Raw genomic sequence first — 16,684 nt, 5'->3', positions numbered from 1 at the left:
GTTACGAAATTAAGTAGAATTTGTAATAAAATACACTCTTAAGTTCTATATTTGTAGATATCTCATAACAAGGCTATAGTAACTGATAATATTATTGTAATTGTAGTTGATACGCCAGTTTAATTATGGATTTTTAAATTTTGGAGGAATGAAAGAAGATACCTTGTTTGATAATACTAAGACAGCTTTTATCTTAAAAAGTGATTCTGAGCTTGAAAGAGCTTATTTTTTATTTAAAATGATTGCTAATGAACCACTGGTTCGTATTGGTACTGCAGTAACGAATTTTGCATTAAAAGCACATTTACCCGTACAAGGTTTGATCAGAGCAACTGTTTTTGATCATTTTTGTGCAGGTGTAGATGAAGAAGATTGCATGCCTGTTATCGATAAAATGTTTACTAAAGGAAATGTATCTTCTGTATTAGATTATTCTGTAGAAGGAAAAGAAAGTGAAGATCAATTTGATCAGGCAGCAGATAAAATTCTAAAAATTCTGGATTTTGTAGATAAAAAAGAAGCAATTCCCTTTGGAGTTTTTAAACCAACAGGTTTTGGAAGATTTTTACTTTGGCAAAAAGTAACTGAAGGTGTTGAGTTGACGGTTGCAGAACAGGAAGAATGGAATCGTATTGAGGAGCGTTTTGATAAGGTATGCAAAAAAGCTTATGAATGCGATGTGCCACTACTCATTGACGGAGAAGAAAGCTGGATGCAGGATGCAGCTGACGATCTGGTCGCAAAAATGATGCGAAAGTATAATAAAGAGAAAGCAATAGTTTATAATACATTGCAGTTATATCGGCATGATCGCATGAATTATTTAATAAAGCTTCACGATGAAGCCCAATCATCTGGATTCAAAATTGGTATGAAAATCGTACGAGGTGCTTATATGGAAAAAGAAAATGATCGAGCAAAAGAAAAAGGTTATCTAAGTCCTATCTGTATAAGTAAAGAAGAAACCGACAAGAATTTTGACAAAACCTTAGCATACATTTTAGAAAATATTGATACTATTTCTGTTTTTATAGGTACACATAATGAGCAAAGTTGTTATCAGGCAATGAAACTAATGAATAAGAATTCAATCCATAAAAAAGATCCCAGAGTCTGGTTAGGGCAATTATATGGTATGAGTGATCACATTAGTTTTAATTTAGCTTCAGAAGAATATAATGTAGCAAAATATTTACCGTTTGGTCCCGTACGGGATGTAATGCCTTATTTGATTCGTAGAGCAGAAGAGAATACATCTGTTGCCGGACAAACTACGAGAGAATTAGATTTAATTTCTAAAGAACGTAAAAGAAGAAAATTAGAATAAGAATGCGACATTTTAGTTTTAGATTGTTTTTGAAAATAAAGAGATTCATCGGTACCATTTTTATTCATCAAAAATTATTAAAATGAACCTTAATCAGATAACAATACCATCTTTAGATCTTAAAAATTCAATTTTTTTCTATAAAACCTTAGGTTTACGATTGATTGTAGAAGCATTACCTCATTATGCGCGTTTTGAATGTATAGAAGGAGATACAACTTTCTCTATTCATAAAGTAGAAAAGTTGCCTAATGGTGAGGGTGTTTATGTGTATTTTGAGACAGAAAAATTAGATATTGAAGTAGCGCGTCTTATAAATAAAGGAATCGAATTTGATCTACTACCCACAGATCAGAGTTGGTTATGGAGAGAAGCAAGACTCAAAGATCCTGATGGAAATCTCATTGTTTTATATTTTGCAGGTGATCATCGCAAAAACCCACCTTGGAGGCTTCAGGATTAAATAATCGAATTTAAATTTCTCCCTTTTCAGTTTAAAATAGATGGTTGCTTAGACAAAAATAGTCCTGCAATATTAAATAGAGAAATAGTTAAGAAAAATGAAAAATAATTATCCAAATTTTATTTTTAATGAAACCTATACACAGCAAGACTTTTCAATTACAAAATTATCTGTAAAAGAGTACGATACTTGTGTGTTTGTTAACTGTGATTTTACAGAAACAGATATGTCTTTAGTTATTTTTTTAGAATGTACATTCATTGATTGTAATTTTACCAAAGTGATCTTGAAAGAAACTTGTTTCAGAGATGATTCTGTTTTTGAAGGATGTAAAATGATAGGAGTGTATTTTGATCAATGCGATACCTTTCTATTATCTATAACATTTAGGAATTGTATATTGAATTATGCTTCATTCCATGGATTTAAGATAAAGAACACACAATTTATGGAGTGTAAACTTCAGGATGCAGATTTTACTAATGCTGATATTAGCGGAGTTACCTTTGATCAATGTGACCTAAATAATGCTGTTTTTCAAAATACGATCGCTTCAAAAACAGATTTTAGAAGTGCAAAAAACTATAAAATAGATCCAACCAAGAATATTCTTAAAAAAGCAAAATTTTCCCATGATGGATTAATAGGACTTGTAGATGCATTTGATATAATAGTTTCATAACAAAAAAACTTATTTTAATGATTTCATAACAAGTAACAATCGATCTATTGCATCTACAATCTCTTCTTGATTTAGAGACGCAAATCCCATTCTAATTCCATTATGACCTGATGTATCATTGTCATAACGTTTCCATTCCGGATTAATATGTAGTTTTAATGTGGCTGCTTTAGTAATTACAAGATCCCAGCTATATTCTTTTCTAAGTCTTACCCAGACTGCCATACCGCCTTTAGGTATTTCAAAATCAAGGTAATTGCTTAATTTTTCGCGTAGCAGAGTACAAAATAAATCTCTTCTTTGTCTGTAGATTTTTAATACTTTAGTACTATGTCTTTGCACATCACCATTGGTAAGCATTCTTGTTATTGTTTGTTCCAGAATAGTATCACCTTGCCTGTCAATAATACGGCGTAATCTTGCTGCTTCGTCAATCACATCTTTCGGTGCAATCATATATCCTATTCTGAGTGCTGGGGCAATGATTTTTGTAAACCCTCCAATATAAATAACATTACCATCATAATCATTACTGGCAAGTGGTAAAATGGGTGCATTATTGTAGTGAAAATCATAATCATAATCATCTTCAATAATAGCAAAGGAATAGGTTCTGGCTAATGCTAATAAATGCATTCTTCGTTCTGCAGAAAGTGTTACAGTAGTAGGGTGGTGGTGATGTGAAGTTACATATACGGCACTTATTTTTGTTTGTTTACATAAGGTTTCGACCTCATTGGTGTTAATTCCCATAGAATCAACGGCTACACGTTTTATTATACCTCCTGCATCAGTAAATGTATTATCCGCTGTCATATAATTTGTATTTCCAGTAATAATGATCTTTTTATCAGAAAGTAATAATTGACTAGTGAGGTAAATTCCCATTTGACTGCCTCTGGTAATTAGAATACGATCTTCTGATATTTTTAATCCTCTGGTTTCATTTAAATACAAAACAAGTGCTTGTCTTAATTGTGTATTCCCTTGAACATCGCCGTAGGCAAAAAGCTGTTGATAATGATTTTTCTTTGTAATAGCTCTATAAATTCGTGCAATATCATCAATAGGGGCCAATCTATGATCTGGTACTCCATCATCTATTTTTAAAGTACACCCATCTTTTTCAACTGCTTCTCTTACCAGATGTGGTCTCTTATCAAAAGAAAATGCGGCTCGATCATTTGTGAATTTGCTACTACTATTATGTGTAATTTTTTTTGGATCTATTATGGGAAGATCATTACTTATGAAAGTTCCTTTTGCAGGTAAACTTTCAATCCAACCCTGAGCTATTAGTTCTTCGTAAGCAGCAACGACGGTTTTGCGGTGTATATTAAGGTCTTCAGACAATTTACGAGAGCCTGGAAGTTTAATAGAAGGAGCTAATTTTCCGGATTTTATAAAGCCAATAATTTGATCACACAGTTGTAGGTAAAGATGACGCTGGGATGTACGATCTAAAACAATATTACTTTTGAAAGGAAATAAAACCGGACTACTCATATTCTTAAAACTGGATTATTGTAACAATCCATAAAACTAGTAATTTTGATTCGTACTAAAAATTCTTTTCGTAGAATGATGATACTAAGTTAATGATAGGATCAATAAAGTATTTGAAGAAGACATGAATGTATAACAACTTAATTAATAACAAATGAATGTTACAATAGCTCGAGGTACATTGAAAGATGTAGATACAATCACAAAATTATTTGATTTATATATGATTTTTTATAAAAAACCATCTGATAAAAGTAGGTATAAAGCATATTTAGAGGAAAGACTGAAAAATAAAGAAGCCACTATTTTTATAGCATACGATGATAAAAAGATTCCACTAGGTTTTGTTTTAAATTACTATTCATTTAGTTCTGTTTCTTTGGGTAAAATAATTGTATTAAATGATCTTTTTGTACAATTAGAATACCGGAAAAATGGTATTGCAGAAAAGTTAATTAATAAAACTTTTGAGTTAGCAAAAGAAGAGGGAGCTGTAAGAGTTGATTTAGGGACAGCAAAAGATAATTATGCTGCTCAGCGATTATACAAAAAAATAGGCTTTATCAAAGATGAAGAGTTTTATGGATACAGCTATCACATAGCTTAATAGTAAATTCATTGTAATTTATAATAAATTAAATAAAATGTCAGAATATTCGGTTTCAGAATTAAATAAAGCGATTAGAGGTTCTAAAAGAGCCACTTATAATATAGAAGAGATTAATGCTATAATTGATGATACTTTTTTATGTCATATTGGTTATGTATGGCAGAATAAATCTATTGTAATACCTACTGCATATGGGAGGATGAATGATATCATTTATATCCACGGGTCTCTAAAAAATAGAATGATGACCAATTTACTGGATGCTGGTGAAGCTAGTGTTTCAATAACACATCTGGATGGGTTAGTTTTAGCTAGATCTGCTTTTCATCATTCTGCCAATTATAGGTCAGTCACTCTTTTTGGTAATGTACGTAAGGTAGAAAATCCTGATGAAAAGATGAAAGCCTTAAAATGCATATTAGATCATATGGTACCAGATCATTGGGATAATGTAAGACAGCCTAATCAAAAAGAATTTAATGCTACATTGACAATAGCTATAAAAATTAATACAGCAACAGCAAAGGTAAGGGCAGAGGGTGTTCTAGATGAAAAAGAAGATCTTAACTTACCTATATGGGCAGGTGTGGTTCCAATTAAGCAAGTAGCCTATCATCCAATCTCAGAAACGGATCTATCCAAAGATATAGAGATTCCGGATGCAGTTCTGGAATATGTAAAAACTAATAGTGAGTAGTATCAAATAGTAACTTGTTAAACTAGGCCCTTTATGGAGAACAAAATTTTCTGACGAGATGTAGAAAGGTAGTTGTACGTATAATCATAAACGAATAGTGGATGAAAATAACGATGAGAATAGCAAACATAGAGGATGTTATTGATATTTCATATATAGGAAGAAAAACATTTGATCAGTCTTTTGGTCATTTATTTACGGATCGTAATGATCTGATACGTTATCTGGAGCAAACATTTTCAATAAAAAAATTAAAAAAGAGTATCGTGAAATCCAACAATATATACTGGATTGTTTTTTCCGATGATATAGCAGTAGGATATGCAAAAATTCAATTAAATGCTCCTTCACCATTTATCCAGTTACCTAATACATGTAAACTTCAAAAAATTTATATCTTGAAAGAATATGCATCTAAGGGGATAGGTGTGCAATTACAGGAATTAATTTTTGATACAGCTATTACAAATGGTTGCGAAATTATATGGCTATCTGTTTTGAAGTCAAATGAAAAAGCAATTAGATTCTATAAAAATAATAGGTATAAGGTAGTTGGAGAGCATCCTTTTACTATAGGTAAAGAGAACTTTGAGTTTTCGTTGATGAGTAGATCGTTATAAGCAGGCTAATCCATTGGTCTATACCATAGAACAGCACCAAAACGTGTATAATCAAAAATCAGGATAAAATTTGATTACTTCTTAGTTCAGGTAGCTAAAGAGATATTGTTTCTGATAATCAGTGTTTTGGGGTGAGTTAGCTTATTACCACAAATAGTTCGATTCAAAAGCATTAGTATACAGTAAGTTCCCTTTTTAAGTAATAGTTAAACGAAGGATGTTTAATATACTCAATGCTCTCAACATTAATGCTCACTAAGCGATATAATTATTTTAAAATCACTAATGTATTTATCTTAGCTATAGAATCACAATTTTCAATTACCATTCCTATCTTTTTCTCTGTGACAACTCCTTCAATAAAATAAGTTTTACAAGAATCTAATGTTGTATTACTTTTTGAAAAATCAACATCTCCTTTTACCAGTATATCTGAAATATCAGCGGTATCGATATTATTAGCTTTCATAGCTCCAATTACTTTTTCAGAAAATTGTCGTTTTTTAATACGTATATTTTTTAGAACTCTGGCATCAAAACCGTAGTCAAAAGTAGTCTCTTTTTTATCCAGAAAGAAAAATAAAATAATCAAACCGATTGCAAATCCTCCTAAATAATATGCGATACGTTTTAATAAACTCATGCGTATAGTACTATGAAATTAAGGGGGCAAAAGTAAGTAAAGTTTTCCTGGTTGGTAATACATCCGACCAAGAAATTATTTTCAATCAGAATTGTGAGTACATATAAGTAACCAATCGTTATCCAGCAATAAAGAAAAATTACTTAATAATACGTATAATCAAATGAAATTACTGTTTTAACATTACGCTTTATAAAACTATAGCTACTTATTAATTTTTGCTCATTTAATTTAATAGTACACCATAATTGAAAGTCGTCCTTAAGTCCTTCTTCTTGACTGGTTGAGTGATAGATTTCAAAAGTTGTTTTATCTTTTTTTATCAACTTAGATTTTTTAATACGTTGTATTTGTTTCGCTTCATAGCTTATTTCTGTGGTAAGAAAAGGAAGTGTGTTTTTAGGACTTCTACAGCGCTTAGATGAAATTTCATTATTGAAATAATTCACAATACAAGAATTCTCAATTTTATCTTCTGAAGAATAGTTTCTGTGAATAAAAGCATGATCAACCATTAAGAGATATCTGTTTAGTAATAATAGGTCATTTTCTAAAGTACATATTTTTATTTCATCTCCACCCCCTAAATTTTCAAAAATTGCGATATTGTTACCATCATAATATACTTGAGCTGTTCTACTATTCTGAATAATTTCTGTAAGTATCCCATCTTGATATATAAAATCTGATTTTCCTTTTTCATTACCTTGGCGATCATATCTTTTTCGTGAATCAGGTGTTCCGTTTTTATGTATTTCAATACTCTCTATTATTCTTTTATCAATACCATCTTGAGAAATGAAAGTTTCAATTTTTTTTAGATTAGAACTATGAGGAGTAAATAATACTGCATGAACCTCGTCTATTTCTAATAATGGATTTATCATCTTATCTAAAAATGCATTCATTACTTTTTTAGAGGTAAAAGGATTGGCCTTATTTTTCTTTAAAGTTGTGATGTATTTTTTACGTTTTCTAGCGTTTACAATATATGAGGATTCCTTTTGAGTGTCTAATTCTTTAGCTACAAATTCTGTAGCGAAGCTAACTCCTTCTTTAGTTTTAACGGTATCATTCATATTTCCGCCCCAATAAGCAAGTGCATTGTAAGAATCACTACCCACACTTAGATCTAAAGTTTGTTTGTTCTCAAAAATAATATAGGTATGTGTTTCAATTTTTTTAATTTGAAAAGACTTTTTTTCAAAATTTGAAATTAATTCCTTTTCTTCTTTTATAGATGCTTCGTGAGAACTTTGTGCGGGATACTCGATAATATCGATTAAAAAAACAATGGGTTGCCCACTTTTAATATATAAAGTGTCAATTACAGGTTTCCTACTCATAAAATTTTCACCAATAGTAATGGTAGGCACAGATTCTACATCCGTGTCTTCTTCTGTTTGCGAAAATATAGGTAAAGAAAATAATAAAGAGAGGAGAATGAGTAATTTATGATTCATGGTTTAGCTTAATTTTTGTTATTATTTTAATATTCGTTATTAATAAAATAATAAAATTTAAAAAATCAATAAATTAATATCTCTATAAGATAAGTCAAACCAATCAGCAATAGATTTACTAGTTAGGATTCCATGATAAAAGTATAAACCGCTTTTTAACCCTTTGTCAAAACGTACAGCACTTTCAATGCCTCCTTCTTCTCCAATTTGAAGAATATAAGGGGTGAAAATATTACTGATGGACAGGGAAGAGGTTTTTGCATATCGAGAAGGGATATTAGGTACACAATAATGTACAACTCCATGTTTGTCAAAAGTTGGATGATCATGCGAGGTGACTTCGCTAGTTTCAAAACAACCACCCATATCAATACTTACGTCAATTACAATTGCTCCTTTTTTCATTCCTTCTACCATCGTTTCAGAAACAATAATGGGAGATCTGTTTTTTCCTCTTACCGCACCAATTACAGCATCACATCGTTTTAATGCTTTGGTTAAATTTTTTGGTTGTATGGTAGAAGTATAAATAGGACGACCTATATTAGTTTGTAAACAACGTAATTTAGTAATTGAATTATCAAAAACTTTTACATTTGCGCCCAATCCGATAGCAGAACGTGCAGCAAATTCTCCTACCGTACCAGCTCCAATAATAACTACTTCGGCAGGAGGAACCCCACTGATGTTACCCATCATTAGTCCCGATCCAATTTTAGAATTACTCATTAGTTCTGATGCTATTAAAACTGCTGCGGTTCCTGCTATTTCGCTTAATGCACGAACAGCGGGATAAGCACCATCTGCATCACGAATAAATTCGAAACCTAATGCGGTGATTCTTTTTTTTGCCAACCCTTGAAAATAATCTTTAGATTGTGTTTTTAGTTGTAACGCTGAGATTAATACGGTTTGTGGATTTACATGTTCTAATTCCTCTATAGATGGCGGTTCTACTTTGAGGATAATTGGGCAGCCAAAAACTTTTTTGGTATCCTGTGTTATTTCTGCACCCGCTTTACTATATTCACGATCACTAAAACTCGCCCCTAATCCAGCTCCAGCCTCTAACAATACGCGGTGTCCATGAGCCGTTAGTGCTGCAACCGCATCCGGAGTAAGACAGACACGTTTTTCCTGATAGCTGGTTTCTTTAGGGATACCGATAAAAAGTTTACCCTTTTTACGTTCTACTTCAATCATTTCCTCTTGTGGTAAGAGTTGTTCTTTAGTAAAAGGAGAAGATGGTTTGTTCATTGTGAGAAATTCGTTAACTCAAAGTACGAATAAAAAAGAATAGTATGCAAATTAAGTGAATATGTATATTATGTAATAGGTTCAAAAAATAAAATTATCTGAATCGATTCCACCATGATTTTTTGTTTGAAATCATTAATTCAGATAAATCAATATCATGAATTTTATCAAAAACTTTAACTCTAATAGTATACAATACAGAAAGAATTATAATAACGATAGGTATGAGGAAATAAATTTTTTGACTCTCCACCAGGGAAGCGGAGTCTTCTATTATGATAGAAGTCAGCTGAAAAATATAAAGAGTAATAGGTATTAGAATAACGGGATACCACCAATGTTTACAGGTAAGAAACCAAACAAAAAATAATGATAATGGAATGAATTTACCTAAAAGAATCCAGATAAAAACATCAATACTTTTATAATATTGGCTATGATAAGTAAAAAAAGTGTTTTCCCAAATAGAGCCGTTTGGAAAAATGTCATTTACATAAAATAGAAAAGGAATCACGGCTATAAAACAGGCAAATAAGCTGCTGATTTTTAAATATTTTGATTTCTTTTTTTGTGATTGCCATTTTTCGGGGTTTAGTTTTGTAGATGCCATGGTCTGTTGCGGTTGAGTGATTGGTGATTGTACAAAGGTGGTTGTTTGAGTAGGTATCTGGAAGATGGATAGTGAGTTTTAAAAAAAACGGATATAAATTGAGTTGTTTTTAATTTATGAATCGTATTAAAAATAAATGAAAAAGTGAAATATATTGTTCGTTTAAAAGAAATTGGGGTAATTATATATAAGAAAGCATTTTTTCCATAGTAACAATGTTGAAAGATGAAATGGTTATTATTAAATAACATAGCTAGTTGGATTAAATACTAGTAAAAAACAATTCTAAAAATAGTATTTTTTTTTGTAGGAAAAAAGATGGATGTTAAAGTTTTATAAAAAAAGTTTTAATTGCAATTTTTATTTGAGTTCACAAAAGGTAAGAATAAACTTTTATAGAGGGTGTACTAAGTAGGTTAAATAATAATTTGGTGTGCACTTCATTCATATAATCAAAGTTAATATGAATCAAAAATAAAAGAATACTTTACCTGTTTTAATCAATAACATTACTCAAGACGCTGCTTAAACTTTAGCGTATAGAATCAGGATAAAGGAGTTTTGTTTCTTTATTCTTTTAGCGCAGCGATTTCGTTTTTAATACTTCATATCATTAGAGTAATGATAGTTTAGTGCATAGAAAGTGCTCTTTTTCCATTGTCTAATAATTTAATTTCAATTTTAATTGTTTTTTCTGGTAGTAAATTAATTATTTTTTCTGGCCACTCTATAAAAATCCAGGCATCACTATCCAGATACTCTTCGAATCCTATATCGAATGCTTCTTCTTCTTCCTGAATTCTATAAAAATCAAAATGATAGATCTTTTTAGAGGTTCCTTTATATTCATTAACTAGTGAATATGTGGGGCTTGTGATCACATCCTGTACACCTAATTGTAAACAAATTTCCTTTATCAGCGTCGTCTTTCCTACTCCCATATCACCATCAAATAAAAGTATATTGTGTGATAATGATCCGATCACCTGTTTCGCTGTCTTCGCAAGATCATTCAAAGTATATGTAATATTCATGTTAGTTCTAATGGTATTTTTTGTTTAACGATACGTCGCAAAAATAATTAAAACCGAATAGTTTTACTGTTTTCATCAATTATAAACTCATTATAGAAAGTAAAAATAAGGCTATACTAATCTAAAACATTACTCAATATAGTAAAGTATTATGTTAGGTTTGTTGATAAATTGCCTGCTCATTACAAGCAGGCATAATTATACTTGATGATGTTTGTAAACTTTTTGTTTTTAAAAAAGTGATTTATCTAGGATTTAATATTATAAAAGGTATAATCATTTCTTCCAGAGAAACACCACCATGTTGATATGTATTTCTGTAATAGCCTACATAATGATTGTAATTATTAGGATATGCAAAGAAATAATCTCCTTTTGCAAATATAAATGAGCTACTCATATTAATACTAGGGAGTTTTATCGCGTGAGGATCTGTAGCGGCTAATACTTCTTTTTTCTCATAAGTAAGACTTTTACCGGTTTTATATCTTAGATTAAGACTTGTGTTTTTATCACCAATTACTTTAGATGGATTCTTAACGTTTATAGTCCCATGATCTGTAGTAATTAATAGTTTAAAACCCATTTGTTGTGCTTGTTGAATCATATCCAGAAGAGGAGAGTTCTTAAACCAGCTTAAGGTTAATGATCTATATGATTTATCATTAGAGGCTAATTCTTTAATAACTTCCATCTCAGTTTTACTATGGGATAGCATATCCACAAAGTTATAAACTACTACAGTAAGATCATTATCTTTTAACCCTTTAAAATTAGCTGCTAATGTTTTTCCTGTTTTTTCATTAGTGATTTTATAATATTCGTGTTTTATATCTAATCCTAAGCGTTTTAATTGCGCAGTAAGGAACTCATTTTCATTCATGTTTTTACCACCTTCATCCGTATCATCAAGCCAAAGATCTGGATGTCTTTTTTTCATCTCTGAAGGCATTAAGCCAGAAAAAATGGCATTACGGGCATATTGTGTCGCTGTCGGTAAAATACTAAAATAAGCAGATTCTTCTTCCTTTTTGTAATAGTTATTAATAATAGGTTCAAAAGCTTTCCATTGATCTTGTCTAAGATTATCGATTACTATAAGTAGTGTAGGTTGCTCTTTACTAAGTTGTGGAACTACTCTTTCTTTAAATAAGGTATGAGACAAAACAGGAGCCTTATTATTTCCATTAAACCAGTCCGGATAGTTTTTATCAATAAACTTGCAGAATTGAGAATTCGCTTCCACTTTTTGGGATTCCAGGATCTCAAACATTCCTGTATCCTCTATGTCTTCTAATTGTAACTCCCAGTATACAAGTTTTTGATAGAGATCAGCCCATTCTTCCCAAGAATTAACCATGGCCATATCCATAGCAATTTTTCTAAATTCCTGTTGATAATTAGAGGTAGTTTTTTCAGAAACTAATCTAGAATTATCCAGTGTTTTTTTTAGACTTAGTAGAATCTGGTTCGGATTTACTGGTTTAATTAGATAATCAGCAATTTTACTACCGATAGCTTCTTCCATAATGTACTCTTCCTCACTTTTAGTAATCATCACTACAGGCAGACTGTCATTTTTTTCTTTTATTTCAGATAATGTTTCAATTCCTGAAAGCCCCGGCATATTTTCATCTAAAAACACAATGTCAAAATTGTCATCTTCTAAGGTTTCTAAAGCTTCTGTTCCACTTTGACATTTGGTAACTTGGTAATTTTTCTTTTCCAGAAATAATATGTGCGGTTTCAATAAATCAATTTCATCATCTACCCAAAGGATTTTTATAGTACTCATCAATGTTGTTTTTTTATATGGATTATTGCGGTGTTAATATAGGCTTATTAACTATCAAATATTCTTTTTTTTATTAGTAAGTTTAATTAAAATTTTCTTAATTACTGCATGACTAGTATATACAAGAACTTATATTAGTAAGGAAAAATTATACTATTTTTCTAATAATTAATAATTAGGAATTCGTAATTCTAAGTTCATAGGTATATATTTGTTTTGTAAAAGTAATGTGACCTTGAAAAAAAGAAATAAGCTTAAAATATTAAACGATCCAATTTACGGTTTTATTACCATACCCAATGAACAAATTTTTGATCTTTTAGAGCATAAATACTTTCAGCGATTAAGAAGAATATCGCAAATGGGACTTTCGTATTTAGTATATCCGGGAGCACATCATACTCGTTTTCATCATGCCTTGGGGTGTATGTATTTAATGCAAAATGCGGTGAGAGTTCTTCGTTTTAAGGGTGTTAGTATATCTTTAGAAGAAGAAGATGCACTGTATGCTGCAATTTTATTACACGACATTGGGCACGGACCTTTCTCTCATGCTATGGAGCATAGTATAGTTAATGGTGTAAGTCATGAGTCCATTTCTCTTATGTTTATGGAGAGAATTAATGACGAATTTAACGGTAGTTTAACGCTGGCAATACAGATTTTTAAAGGTGAATATCATCGTAATTTTTTATATCAGTTAATTTCGGGACAATTAGATATGGATCGTTTAGATTATCTAAAACGAGATAGTTTTTATACAGGTGTTGCAGAAGGGAATATAAATAGTGAACGTCTTATCACTATGCTTAATGTGATACAAGATGAATTAGTAGTTGAAGAAAAAGGGATTTACTCTGTAGAAAAATTTTTATTGTCAAGACGATTGATGTATTGGCAGGTATATCTTCATAAAACAAGCCTGGTAGCAGAAAATTTATTAATACGTGTTCTTAAGAGAGCTAAAGAATTGGTTGAAAAAGGAACAAAATTAAAATCAAGTAAAGCGTTAGCATTCTTTTTAGAGAATAAAATTACTGCAACTAATTTTACAACAGAAGTTTTAGAGACTTTTAACCAGCTGGATGATTATGATATTGTTTCAGCAATGAAGGAATGGGTTGCTTCTGATGATTTTGTGTTAAGTCATCTCTGTAAAATGATTATTGATAGGGATCTTTTAAAAATAAAGGTGAAAAAGAAACCTTTTCAGACTAATAAAGTTAAGAAGCATGTTAACGATTTTAAACAACGTTATAAAATTTCTGAAGAAGAAGCTCGTTACTTTATATTTACAGGAGCTATTTCTAATCAGGCGTATCATGAAAATAAACAGAATATAAATATTTTGTATAAATCAAATAAAATTGTTGATATTGTGCGTGCTACGGATCAGTTCAATCTAAAGGCATTGTCAAAACCTGTAACTAAATATTTTATATGTTATCCAAAGTACAAAGATTAACGCATTTTTTATATTTTTGCAGCTAATGATTTTTACGGCCACACAAATTGCAGGTATTTTAGACGGTGAAGTTGACGGGGATGATTCCGTCGAGGTTTCTAAGTTGGCTAAGATAGAAGAAGGAACAGTTGGTTCTTTAACATTCTTATCCAATCCAAAATATACTCCATACATTTATTCTACGAATGCTTCCATTACTATTGTTAATAGGACGTTTGAAGCAGAATCAGATATTAGAACCACTTTAATACGTGTTGATGATGCATATAAGGCATTTTCGAAATTGCTGGAATACTATAATATGGTAAAGATGAATAAAACAGGGATTGAAAAGCCTTGTTATATCTCAGGAAGTGCCAGCTATGGCGATAATATATATATAGGAGCTTTTTCTTACTTAGGAGAAAATGTTATGATCGGAAAAAATGCAAAAATTTATCCTAATGTATACATAGGAGATAATGTTACGATTGGAGATAATATTGTTGTTTTTGCCGGAGCCAAAATATACTCAGAGACTATTATAGGTGATAACTGTGTGATACAAAGTGGAGCTATTGTAGGAGCAGACGGATTTGGCTTTGTGCCAGATGAGAAAGGAAAATACAGCAAGGTGCCTCAAACAGGGAATGTAATTATAGAATCCAATGTAGATGTTGGAGCAGGAACTACAATTGATCGAGCAACATTAGGCTCAACGATAATTTGTAACGGGGTAAAACTAGATAATCAAATACAGATTGCACATAATGTAGAGATTGGAGAACATACCGTAATTGCAGCTCAGACGGGTATAGCTGGCTCTACCAAAATTGGGAAGAAATGTCTGATTGGAGGACAAGTTGGTATTGCAGGACATCTCACTATTGGTGATGGTGTAAGAATACAGGCTCAATCAGGAATAGGAGGAAATATAAAAGATGGTGAGATTATACAAGGATCACCTGCACTTGGGTACTCAGATTATAATAAATCGTATGTTCATTTTAAGAATTTGCCTAAAATCATAGATCGAATACATAAACTAGAGAAAAAGATAAATAGTAATGAGTAATGTCGTTGTAAATAAGCAAAGAACCATCCAGAAGGATGTGGTTCTTAAAGGAGTGGGACTTCATACGGGTAAAGAGGTTACTTTAACTTTTAAACCAGCACCGGAGAATCATGGATATGCTTTTTGCAGAGTTGATCTGGAAGGGCATCCAATTATAGAGGCAGATGCTAACTATGTAGTCAATACACAACGAGGTACTAATCTGGAAAAGAATGGAGTAAGTATTCAGACTTCAGAACACGTACTTGCCGCTTGCGTGGGTTTAGAAATTGATAACTTGTTAATCGAATTAGATGCATCAGAACCGCCAATTATGGACGGATCCAGTAAGTTTTTTATCGAAGCATTAGAAGAAGCTGGTATCGTTGAGCAAGAACAGGATATAGATGAGTATATAGTTAAAGATGTGATCTCTTATGTAGATGAGGAATCTGGTAGTGAGATTATTGTGATGCCGTCAGATGAGTATCAGGTAACAACAATGGTAGATTTTGGGACTAAAGTATTAGGAACCCAAAATGCATCTTTAAAACATCTTTCAGAATTCAAAAAAGAGATTGCTGATGCCAGAACTTTTAGTTTTTTGCATGAATTAGAAATGTTATTAGAGCATGGATTAATTAAGGGTGGAGATCTTAATAATGCAATTGTATATGTTGATAAGGAGCTCAGCACCGAAACAATGGAGAAATTGAAAGTAGCTTTTGGCAAAGATTCAATCGCTATAAAGCCTAACGGGATTTTAGATAATCTTACACTTCATTATCCTAATGAAGCCGCCAGACATAAATTACTTGATGTTATAGGAGATTTAGCACTGGTAGGAACCAGGATACGAGGTAAAGTAATTGCTAATAAACCAGGTCATTATGTAAATACTCAATTCGCAAAGAAGTTATCTAAAATTATTAAAATTGAAAAACGAAATAAAGTTCCTCAATTTGATTTAAATAAACCTCCATTAATGGATATCAATAAGATTATGGCTATGTTACCACATAGACCTCCTTTTTTATTGATTGATCGTATTTTGGAGATGTCTGATTCTCATGTGGTCGGTATGAAAAATGTGACCATGAATGAACCATTTTTTGTAGGTCATTTCCCCGGCTCACCTGTGATGCCTGGTGTAATGCAAGTAGAGGCAATGGCACAAACAGGAGGGATACTGGTACTTAGTACAGTGCCTGATCCAGAAAATTACTTAACCTATTTTATGAAAATAGATAAGGTTAAGTTTAAACAACCGGTATTACCGGGAGATACGTTGATATTTAAATTAGAATTATTGACGCCTATACGCAGAGGTATTTGTCATATGCAAGCATTTGCTTATGCTAATGGTAAATTAGTGACAGAAGCAGAAATGATGGCGCAAATTGTTAAAACGAAATAATTATTTAGATAGCATACTTTACTTTTCTAGTGAGGAATGTCATCTGAAAAAATAATAAATTA

General features: G+C 31.4%; 16 protein-coding genes. 9 read left to right on the top strand and 7 right to left on the bottom strand.

Annotation, left to right across the window (positions count from 1 at the left end):
* The first annotated feature begins 148 nt into the window (after positions 1 to 148).
* The 3 genes from ABD816_RS07285 to ABD816_RS07275 all read left to right on the top strand — a co-directional run bounded on the left by ABD816_RS07285 (position 149) and on the right by ABD816_RS07275 (position 2,472).
* A complete protein-coding gene (locus tag ABD816_RS07285) occupies positions 149 to 1,327 on the top strand; it encodes a proline dehydrogenase family protein (RefSeq protein ID WP_344926013.1) in 1,179 nt (392 codons plus the stop codon).
* 82 nt (positions 1,328 to 1,409) lie between these two features.
* Positions 1,410 to 1,790 carry a VOC family protein gene (locus ABD816_RS07280; protein ID WP_344926010.1) on the top strand — a complete coding sequence of 127 codons (381 nt, stop codon included), beginning with the start codon at positions 1,410 to 1,412 and terminating at the stop codon, positions 1,788 to 1,790.
* Between the two features lie 97 nt (positions 1,791 to 1,887).
* On the top strand, positions 1,888 to 2,472 hold the full coding sequence (locus ABD816_RS07275; RefSeq protein WP_344926008.1) for a pentapeptide repeat-containing protein: 585 nt from the start codon (positions 1,888 to 1,890) through the stop codon (positions 2,470 to 2,472).
* 9 nt (positions 2,473 to 2,481) lie between these two features.
* On the opposite strand, the gene pdxR is transcribed toward ABD816_RS07275, so the two are convergent.
* Complete coding sequence (gene pdxR / locus ABD816_RS07270; protein ID WP_344926006.1) at positions 2,482 to 3,978, bottom strand: MocR-like pyridoxine biosynthesis transcription factor PdxR; 1,497 nt, start codon at positions 3,976 to 3,978, stop codon at positions 2,482 to 2,484.
* Positions 3,979 to 4,132: 154 nt separating this feature from the next.
* On the opposite strand from pdxR, the gene ABD816_RS07265 reads away from it, so the two are divergent.
* From ABD816_RS07265 to ABD816_RS07255, 3 genes are all read left to right on the top strand, one after another.
* The gene (locus tag ABD816_RS07265; protein WP_344926003.1) at positions 4,133 to 4,585 is read left to right on the top strand and encodes a GNAT family N-acetyltransferase; all 453 of its coding nucleotides are present in this window, start codon (positions 4,133 to 4,135) and stop codon (positions 4,583 to 4,585) included.
* A 37-nt stretch (positions 4,586 to 4,622) separates the two neighbouring features.
* On the top strand, positions 4,623 to 5,285 hold the full coding sequence (locus ABD816_RS07260; protein WP_344926002.1) for a pyridoxamine 5'-phosphate oxidase family protein: 663 nt from the start codon (positions 4,623 to 4,625) through the stop codon (positions 5,283 to 5,285).
* Between the two features lie 101 nt (positions 5,286 to 5,386).
* The gene (locus ABD816_RS07255; RefSeq protein ID WP_344926001.1) at positions 5,387 to 5,905 is read left to right on the top strand and encodes a GNAT family N-acetyltransferase; all 519 of its coding nucleotides are present in this window, start codon (positions 5,387 to 5,389) and stop codon (positions 5,903 to 5,905) included.
* Between the two features lie 268 nt (positions 5,906 to 6,173).
* Here ABD816_RS07255 and ABD816_RS07250 read toward each other — a convergent pair whose 3' ends face one another.
* From ABD816_RS07250 to porX, 6 genes are all read right to left on the bottom strand, one after another.
* The gene (locus ABD816_RS07250) at positions 6,174 to 6,548 is read right to left on the bottom strand and encodes a hypothetical protein (protein WP_344926000.1); all 375 of its coding nucleotides are present in this window, start codon (positions 6,546 to 6,548) and stop codon (positions 6,174 to 6,176) included.
* Between the two features lie 143 nt (positions 6,549 to 6,691).
* Complete coding sequence (locus tag ABD816_RS07245) at positions 6,692 to 8,011, bottom strand: hypothetical protein (protein ID WP_344925999.1); 1,320 nt, start codon at positions 8,009 to 8,011, stop codon at positions 6,692 to 6,694.
* 57 nt (positions 8,012 to 8,068) lie between these two features.
* Positions 8,069 to 9,268 carry an alanine dehydrogenase gene (locus tag ABD816_RS07240; protein ID WP_344925997.1) on the bottom strand — a complete coding sequence of 400 codons (1,200 nt, stop codon included), beginning with the start codon at positions 9,266 to 9,268 and terminating at the stop codon, positions 8,069 to 8,071.
* A gap of 94 nt (positions 9,269 to 9,362) precedes the next feature.
* Entirely contained in the window at positions 9,363 to 9,878 is a 516-nt protein-coding gene (locus ABD816_RS07235; RefSeq protein ID WP_344925995.1) for a hypothetical protein, read from the bottom strand.
* A gap of 629 nt (positions 9,879 to 10,507) precedes the next feature.
* Positions 10,508 to 10,912: a tRNA (adenosine(37)-N6)-threonylcarbamoyltransferase complex ATPase subunit type 1 TsaE gene (gene tsaE / locus ABD816_RS07230; protein WP_344925994.1), complete on the bottom strand. Its 405-nt coding sequence runs from the start codon at positions 10,910 to 10,912 to the stop codon at positions 10,508 to 10,510.
* 244 nt (positions 10,913 to 11,156) lie between these two features.
* Entirely contained in the window at positions 11,157 to 12,707 is a 1,551-nt protein-coding gene (gene porX, locus ABD816_RS07225) for a T9SS response regulator signal transducer PorX (protein ID WP_344925992.1), read from the bottom strand.
* A gap of 235 nt (positions 12,708 to 12,942) precedes the next feature.
* Between porX and ABD816_RS07220 the strand changes: the two genes are divergently transcribed.
* Genes ABD816_RS07220 through ABD816_RS07210 form a run of 3 tightly spaced genes read left to right on the top strand, consistent with a single transcriptional unit; the run spans position 12,943 to position 16,622 of the window.
* Positions 12,943 to 14,172, top strand: a complete 1,230-nt coding sequence (locus tag ABD816_RS07220) for an HD domain-containing protein (RefSeq protein WP_344925990.1) — start codon at positions 12,943 to 12,945, stop codon at positions 14,170 to 14,172.
* Positions 14,173 to 14,197: 25 nt separating this feature from the next.
* Entirely contained in the window at positions 14,198 to 15,226 is a 1,029-nt protein-coding gene (lpxD, locus tag ABD816_RS07215) for a UDP-3-O-(3-hydroxymyristoyl)glucosamine N-acyltransferase (RefSeq protein WP_344925989.1), read from the top strand.
* Positions 15,219 to 16,622, top strand: coding sequence for a bifunctional UDP-3-O-[3-hydroxymyristoyl] N-acetylglucosamine deacetylase/3-hydroxyacyl-ACP dehydratase (locus ABD816_RS07210; protein WP_344925987.1), 1,404 nt, complete (start codon positions 15,219 to 15,221; stop codon positions 16,620 to 16,622). Before lpxD ends, ABD816_RS07210 begins: the two co-directional genes overlap by 8 nt.
* The last annotated feature ends 62 nt before the right edge of the window (positions 16,623 to 16,684 follow it).

Source organism: Aquimarina addita (genome assembly GCF_039539305.1).
Lineage (GTDB): Bacteria > Bacteroidota > Bacteroidia > Flavobacteriales > Flavobacteriaceae > Aquimarina > Aquimarina addita.
The sequence above is the reverse complement of the archived record's forward strand: the minus strand, read 5'-3'. Positions and strand labels throughout refer to the sequence as shown.

Bases quoted from the DNA above. Each gene is read 5' to 3' on its own strand.
- ABD816_RS07265 (WP_344926003.1), top strand. From the start codon at position 4,133: ATGAATGTTACAATAGCTCGAGGTACATTGAAAGATGTAGATACAATC.
- ABD816_RS07280 (WP_344926010.1), top strand. From the start codon at position 1,410: ATGAACCTTAATCAGATAACAATACCATCTTTAGATCTTAAAAATTCA.
- ABD816_RS07260 (WP_344926002.1), top strand. From the start codon at position 4,623: ATGTCAGAATATTCGGTTTCAGAATTAAATAAAGCGATTAGAGGTTCT.
- ABD816_RS07275 (WP_344926008.1), top strand. From the start codon at position 1,888: ATGAAAAATAATTATCCAAATTTTATTTTTAATGAAACCTATACACAG.
- ABD816_RS07250 (WP_344926000.1), bottom strand. From the start codon at position 6,548: ATGAGTTTATTAAAACGTATCGCATATTATTTAGGAGGATTTGCAATC.
- porX (WP_344925992.1), bottom strand. From the start codon at position 12,707: ATGAGTACTATAAAAATCCTTTGGGTAGATGATGAAATTGATTTATTG.
- ABD816_RS07245 (WP_344925999.1), bottom strand. From the start codon at position 8,011: ATGAATCATAAATTACTCATTCTCCTCTCTTTATTATTTTCTTTACCT.
- ABD816_RS07235 (WP_344925995.1), bottom strand. From the start codon at position 9,878: ATGGCATCTACAAAACTAAACCCCGAAAAATGGCAATCACAAAAAAAG.
- ABD816_RS07240 (WP_344925997.1), bottom strand. From the start codon at position 9,268: ATGAACAAACCATCTTCTCCTTTTACTAAAGAACAACTCTTACCACAA.
- pdxR (WP_344926006.1), bottom strand. From the start codon at position 3,978: ATGAGTAGTCCGGTTTTATTTCCTTTCAAAAGTAATATTGTTTTAGAT.
- tsaE (WP_344925994.1), bottom strand. From the start codon at position 10,912: ATGAATATTACATATACTTTGAATGATCTTGCGAAGACAGCGAAACAG.
- lpxD (WP_344925989.1), top strand. From the start codon at position 14,198: ATGATTTTTACGGCCACACAAATTGCAGGTATTTTAGACGGTGAAGTT.
- ABD816_RS07210 (WP_344925987.1), top strand. From the start codon at position 15,219: ATGAGTAATGTCGTTGTAAATAAGCAAAGAACCATCCAGAAGGATGTG.
- ABD816_RS07285 (WP_344926013.1), top strand. From the start codon at position 149: ATGAAAGAAGATACCTTGTTTGATAATACTAAGACAGCTTTTATCTTA.
- ABD816_RS07255 (WP_344926001.1), top strand. From the start codon at position 5,387: ATGAAAATAACGATGAGAATAGCAAACATAGAGGATGTTATTGATATT.